Origin of the sequence: Streptomyces sp. B1866, from assembly GCF_031932565.1 — a bacterium.
Classification (GTDB): domain Bacteria; phylum Actinomycetota; class Actinomycetes; order Streptomycetales; family Streptomycetaceae; genus Streptomyces.
This window is the reverse complement of sequence record NZ_JAVSCF010000312.1, coordinates 1-6663: the sequence shown is the minus strand read 5'-3', so window position 1 is coordinate 6663 and position 6663 is coordinate 1. Positions and strand designations below refer to the sequence as shown.

Annotated in this window: 1 protein-coding gene and 1 pseudogene; both read left to right on the top strand. The window is 78.7% G+C overall.

Annotated features, from left to right (window positions below; all coding sequences use genetic code 11):
- Positions 1-5879: pentapeptide repeat-containing protein (locus RKE29_RS26775; RefSeq protein WP_312008240.1), on the top strand; the 5879-nt coding region annotated here is incomplete at its 5' end.
- A 300-nt stretch (positions 5880-6179) separates the two neighbouring features.
- Positions 6180-6663, top strand: a pseudogene (locus RKE29_RS26770) (hypothetical protein); the annotation flags it as partial.

The window sequence follows — 6663 nt, the reverse complement described above, 5'->3', positions numbered from 1 at the left end:
CGCTGGGCCGCCCCGGCTGGGCCGGGCGGCGCCGCCCGGCGGTCGCGCCGCAGTACCCGCCGGCCGCCGCCGCGGACCGCGCCCGGCAGGCCGTCACCGTGCTGCACCTGGCGGGCCCGTCCTTCGGCCGCGGCCAGGACCCGGCCGCGCTCCAGGCGGCCGTGTGGGGCGACCTCATGCAGCTCACCGACGCCGGCGCCCCGGCCCCCGACCTGCTGGTCGTCACCGGCGACCTGACCGCCTCCGGCAGCCCGCGCGAGTGCGACCAGGCGCTGGCGTTCCTCACGGGCTTACGCTCGCTGCTCTCCCTGGAGGCGCACCGGGTCGCCGTGGTGCCCGGCGGCCAGGACGTCAGCCTCGCCGCCTGCCGCGCGTACTTCGCCACCTGCGAGGCGGACGAGATGCGGCCCCGGGCCCCGTACTGGCCCAAGTGGCGGCACTACCACCGGTTGTTCCACGAGCTGTACCAGGGCCTGGACGCCGTGTTCGACAGCGACCAGCCCTGGACCCTCTTCCCGGTCCCCGAGCTGCACACCGTCGTCGCCGGCCTGAACTCCTCGATGGCCTACAGCCACCGCGCCGAGGACCGGTACGGGCTGCTGGGGCGCGAGCAGGCGACCTGGTTCGCGCAGGTGCTGCGCGCGTACGAGGACGAGGGCTGGCTGCGCGTGGGCGCGCTGCGCCACCCGGTCGCCGACGCGCGCCCGCCCGCCGGGACGGGCCCGGCCACGGGCGCCGCGGCCACGCTGGGCGCCGGTCTCGGCCCCGGGCCGCTGCGCGACGCCGACGTGCTGTCCCGGCTGACCGCGCCCCGGCTGCACCTGCTGCTGCACGGTCCGGCGGGCCACCGGGAGGCGGCCGACGCGCCGACCGACGGCACGCTGCCGGCCGCCTCCGGCGCGTACGAGCTGCCCGTGTTCGGCGCCGCCGGGCCCGGCCGCCACCAGCTGCTGTCCGTCACCCCGGACGGGGTCACCCGCTGGGTGCCGGACGGGCCCGGCGGCGAGCCGCGGCGGTTCGCCGCCCCGTGGCGGGCGGCCCACCGCGCGTTCGCCCCGGCGGACGGCCCGGCCGCCGGGCCCGGCGCCGACGAGCCGCCCGGGCCGAACGGTCCGCACGCGCGGGCGTCCGACACCCTCCCCGGCGGGGTACGCACCGACGGTTCACGTACGGACGGGGTACGTGCCGACGGCGTACGTACGGACGGTGTACGAACCGGCGGCGCCCGCGCGGACCACTCCCGGCCGCACGCCGCGCCGGACGCCCCGCCCGGCCCCGTCCCGCGCGACCCGGCCCCCGCCCCCGACCCCGTATCCGACCCGCCCGACCCGCCCGGTCCGTCCGACGCTTCCGAGACGCGCGCCGTCGACAGCCCGCTCGACGCGCTCCTGGCCCGCGTCGCCGAGGTGTGCCGCACCCGCCACGAGGGCACCCAGCTGCGCCGCGTGCCCGGCAGCCCGCCGCAGCTGCTGGTGACCTGGCCGGAGCCGGAGTTCGTCGTGCGCCAGCAGCGCGTCGCCGTGTGCGTGGGCACGCCCACCGCCGAGGACGTCGACCGCTTCGTGGACCACGTGCACGCCTCCGACCCCGAGCCGGACGCCGAACTGGTCCACGACGGCCCGCCGCCCGCCCGCGAGCTGCGCGACCGGGCGCGTCGGCGGGGCGTGCGGGTGCGCAGCTTCACCGAGTTCCAGGGCCTGCTCGACCTGCGCGGGTACGTGGCGGCCCAGAGCGAGCGGCTGCGCGCCGACCGGAGTTACGCGCCCGACCTGTACCTGCCGCACCGCTTCCGGGAGGCCGAGCGCCCCGGCGGCGAGCGCCCAGGCGGGTCGGACGGCGACGAGGACCGCGAGGGCCTGGTCGAGGAGGTGCTGCGGCTGCTCGACGCCGACCACGGCCGCTTCCTGCTGCTGCTCGGCGACTTCGGCCACGGCAAGACGTACGCGCTGCACGAGCTGGCCCGCCGCATCCCCGAGGAGCTGCCCCGGCTGACCCCGCTGCTGATCGAGCTGGGCGGTCTTGACAAGGCGCACACCCTCGACGGGCTGGTCGCCGCGCACCTCGCGAGCCACGGCGTGGACACCATCGACCTGCGCGCCTTCCGCTACATGCTGCGCCAGGGCCGCATCGTGCTGGTCTTCGACGGCTTCGACGAGCTGGTCAACCAGGTCTCCTACGACCGCGCGGCCGACCACCTCCAGGTCCTGCTGGACGCCGCCGTGGACAACGCGAAGATCGTCGTCAGCAGCCGCACCCAGCACTTCAGGTCCCAGGCGCAGGTCCTCACCGCCCTCGGCGAGCGGGTGGGCCTGCTGCCGCAGCGCCGGGTGCTGGCCCTGCGCGCGTTCACCCCGCGGCAGATCCGCGCGTACCTGGTCAACCGGTACGGCGACGAGCGGGCCGCCGACCGCCGCATGCGCCTCCTCCAGGGCATCCCCGACCTGCTCGCGCTGTGCGCCAACCCGCGCCTGCTGAGCTTCGTCGCCGACCTCGACCACGACCGGCTGCGCGCGGTGGCCGGGGCCGGGCGCGCGCTCAGCCCGGCCGGGCTCTACCAGGAGGTGTTCGCGTCCTGGCTGGAGTTCGAGGTGCGGCGCGGGCACGGCCGTCCCGGCGCGGTGCCCGGCCTCGCGGTCGGCCAGCTGTGGGAGGCGGTCACGGCGCTGGCCCTGCGGCTGTGGGACACCGGGCGCAACGCGCTGCGCGTCGACGAGCTGACCGACGTGACCGAGGTGCTGACCGGGCTCGCCGAGACCCGCCTGTCGGTGCCGATGGCCGCGCACGCGGTCGGCTCCGGCAGCCTGCTGGTGCGCACCGACGAGGGCCTGTTCCAGTTCATCCACGGCTCGGTGGTGGAGTGGCTGATCGCCCGGGAGGCCGCGGCGCGGCTGGCCCGCGGCGACCTGGGCCTGCTGGGCCGCCGCCCGCTGACCCAGCTCGCGGTGGAGTTCCTGTGCGACCTGGCCGACCGCCGCGTCCTCCTGGCGTGGGTCGACCGGGTGCTGGCCGGGCACCACGCGCGTGCGGACGGCCACGCGCCGGACGGCCAGGCCACGGACGCGACGGACGGGACCGGCGGCGCGACCGGCAACGTGACCGACGGCGGAGCGGCCGCCCGCGCGGGCGGCGACTCCGCGCCGCACCGGGTCGGCGAGGGCTCCGAGATCGCCCGGGCCAACGCGCTGAAGGTGCTGGGCCGGCTGCGCGTCCCCGCCCACACCGACCTGCGCGGCGCCCTGCTCGCCGGCGAGGACCTGTCCCACCGCGACCTGTCCGGCGTGGACCTCACCGGCGCCGACCTCACCGACGCCCGGCTCACCGGCGCGGGCCTGGCCGGGGCCGTGCTGCGCGGCGCCCGGCTGGCCGGGGCCCGGCTGGACGACGCCGACCTGTCCGCCACCGACCTGCGCGGCGCCGACCTGCGCCGGGCCCGGCTGGTGCGTACCGACCTGCGCGGCGCCCGGGTCGCGGGCAGCCACTGGCACCGGGCCGCGCTGATCGGCGCGCGGGCCGACGAGGCCGTGCTGTCCGCGCCGGAGCTGCGGCTGGCCGCCGTCGCGCCCGGCCTGCCGGTGGAGCCCGGGCTGCGGCCGCCCACCGTGGGCGTGCCGTACGGGTTCCACGCGCGCACCTCGCGGCTGCCCGACCCCGTCGCGTACAGCCCGGACGGCGAGCTGCTGGTCGTCGGCAGCGACGGCGGCGGCGTGCTGGTGTGCGACGCGGCCACCGGCACCGCGCTGCGCACGCTCCAGGGCCACGTGGGCCGCGTCTACGCCGTGCAGTTCCGCGGCCGGGTGCTGGCCACCGGCGGGTCGGACGGCGCGGTCCTGCTGTGGGACCCGGTGTCCGGGCGGTGCCGGCACCGGCTGGAGATCCACCCGGACGGCGTGTGGCCGGTGACCCTGGACGAGGAGGGCCGGCTGCTGGCGACCGGCGACGCCGAGGGCACGGTCACGCTGTGGGACGCCGCGTTCGGCACCGAGGTCCACCTGCTGCCCGGCCACACCGCGCCGGTGTTCATCGCCGAGTTCGGCCCGGACGGCCGCACGCTGGTCACGGCCGACGCCGCCGGGGACGTGCGGCTGTGGGACACCCGCTCCGGCCGCCTGCTCGGCGCGCTGGAGGGCCACAGCGGCGCCGTCTTCCGCGCCAGGTTCAGCCCGGACGGCACGCTGCTGGCGACCAGCGACGCGGGCGGCGAGGGGCGCGGCGGCGCGGTGCGGCTGTGGAGCACGGCCGACTGGAGCCTGAAGCACACCCTCACCGGGCACACCGGCCGGGTGTACGTGCTGGACTTCCACCCCGGCGGCCGCCTCCTGGTCAGCGGCGACACCGACGGCCGGGTGCTGCTGTGGGACCCGGCGGCGGGCACGCCCGCGTGGCGGGCCACCGGCTGCACCGGAGCCGTCTACCAGGCCGTGTTCTCGCCCGACGGCACGGTGCTCGCGGCGGGCGACAGCGACGGCAGGGTCCGGGTGTGGGGCGTTCCGGCGCCCGGTCCGGCACCGGCCCCGGCCCCGGCGGGCGGCGGAGACCCCGGCGCCCCGCCCGCGAGCCCCGCCCCGCCCGGGACCCCGGCCCCGCCCGCCCCCGCGCTGGTGCCGCTGCGCCGCCAGCCGCCCGAGCACCTGGGCTCGGTGTGGGCCTGCCGCTTCCGGCCGCGCCCCGGCCCCGGGGACGGGCCGGCGCCGCCCGCGCAGGCCGACGGCGGCGCCCTCATGGTGACCGTCGGCAACGACGGCGTGGTCCGCCTGGTCGACCCCGCCACCGGCCAGGGCCGCCGCATCCTGCGCGGGCACGGGCGGCGGATCGGCTCGCTGTCCTTCAGCGCGGACGGCTCGCTGCTGGCCGCCGGCGGCAACGACGGCGTCGTACGGGTGTGGGACCCGGCCACCGGCCGCCGCCTGCGGGAGCTGACCGGCCACAGCGACCGCCTGGTGTCCGCCGTCTTCGGCCCGCGCGGCTCCCTGCTGGGCACGGCGAGCAACGACGGCGACGTGTACCTGTGGGACGCGGCCACCGGCGAGTACCAGCGCGAGATCGACGCCGAGACCGAGCACGTGTGGGCCGAGGCGTTCAGCGCCGACGGCGAGCTGCTGGCCACCGCCAACGACGACGACACCGTCCGGCTGTGGTACCGCGCCACCGGCGCCCACCGGACCACTCTGGCCAAGCACCGCGGCCGGGTCCGCTCGATCGCCTTCGCGGCGGACGGGCGGCGGCTGGCGACCGGCTGCGACGACAGCTATGTACGCCTGTGGGACGTGGCCGACGGCCGCCTGGCCGCCCAGCTCGACGGCCATACGGACCGGGTGTACGCGGTGGTGTACGGCACCGACGGCGAGAGTGACGGCGGCGGGCGCGCCGGGCGGCCGTGGCTGGCGAGCGCGTCGTGGGACGGGCAGGCCATCGTCTGGGACGGCGACCGGCCGGTCCGCCGCCTGACCGGCCACTCCGGCCGCCTGTGGGCCGCCGCCGCCCACCCGACGCGGCCGCTGCTGGCCACCGGGGGCGACGACCGCACCGTACGGCTGTGGAACCCGCTGGACGGCACCGAGGCCGCCGTCCTCACCGGCCACCTCGGCCGGGTGCTCGCCCTGGCCTTCAGCCCGGACGGCTCCCTGCTGGCCAGCGGCGGCGAGGGCGGCGTCGTCGGGCTGTGGCGGGTGTCCGGCGACGGCGCCTGCGAGCAGCGCGCCACCCTGATCGGCACGCCGGGCGGCTGGGCGGCACTGAGCCCGTCCGGCGGCTACAAGTACGGGGACGACGTGGCGGGCGAGTTCTGGCACGTGGTCGGCATGTGCCGGTTCGAGCCCGGAGAGCTGGACGGGCACCTGCCGGGAGTGGGCCGCCTCCCGTTGGACGAGCGGCTGACGTAGGCCCTCCCGCCGTGGTCACGCCGCGGGGCCCGGCCCTCCGGCGGACGACGCTCCCGTGACGACGGGGGACTCCGGGCCGGCTCCCGCAGGCCCGGGCCCGGGTGCCGCGGCCGCCGTCCGGGCCAACCCGGCGGCGCCCCGGCGCGGCCCGCCGGTGGCCCGGAGACGGCGCCCGGCCCGCCGCGCGACGGCCCGGCGCCGCCCTGGCACACCGGCCGTTCACCCGGACACCCGACCGAGATGCCCCTTTCGTGCGGTCGTGTGACGCTGATTGCGTCGTTCGACCGTTCGGCTCGGAGGGTGGCGGCTGTGCTTGTGGCGTTGCGCTCGCTGTTCGCGGTGGCCTCCGTGTGCGTCGCGGTCCTGCTCCCGGCCCCGGCGGCCGACGCGGCCGGCGGCGGCTGGTCGGACCGGGCCCGCCCGGGCCGCCCGCACCCGGACCCTTACGCCGACCACGCGGACCGTACGGACCACGGGAACGGCGCGGACCCCACCGGCCGCGGGGACCGCGCGGCCCCGGCCGACCCCCTCGACCACTCCGGCCGCCCAGACGGTACGGACGGTACGGACCGTACGGACCGCGCCGACTCGGACGCGGACCCGTACGCCGGTCCGTACGACCGTACAGAGGCCGACGGCACGGACGCCGACCCCGCCGACACCGGCCGCACGTTCGTCGGCAGCACGTTCGCCGGCCGCGCCGACGTGCGCCGTGCGGACTCCGGCCGGCCGCCCGCCCGCCCGGGGCGGCGGCAGGGCCGGCGGGGCCGCCGCACGGCCGCGG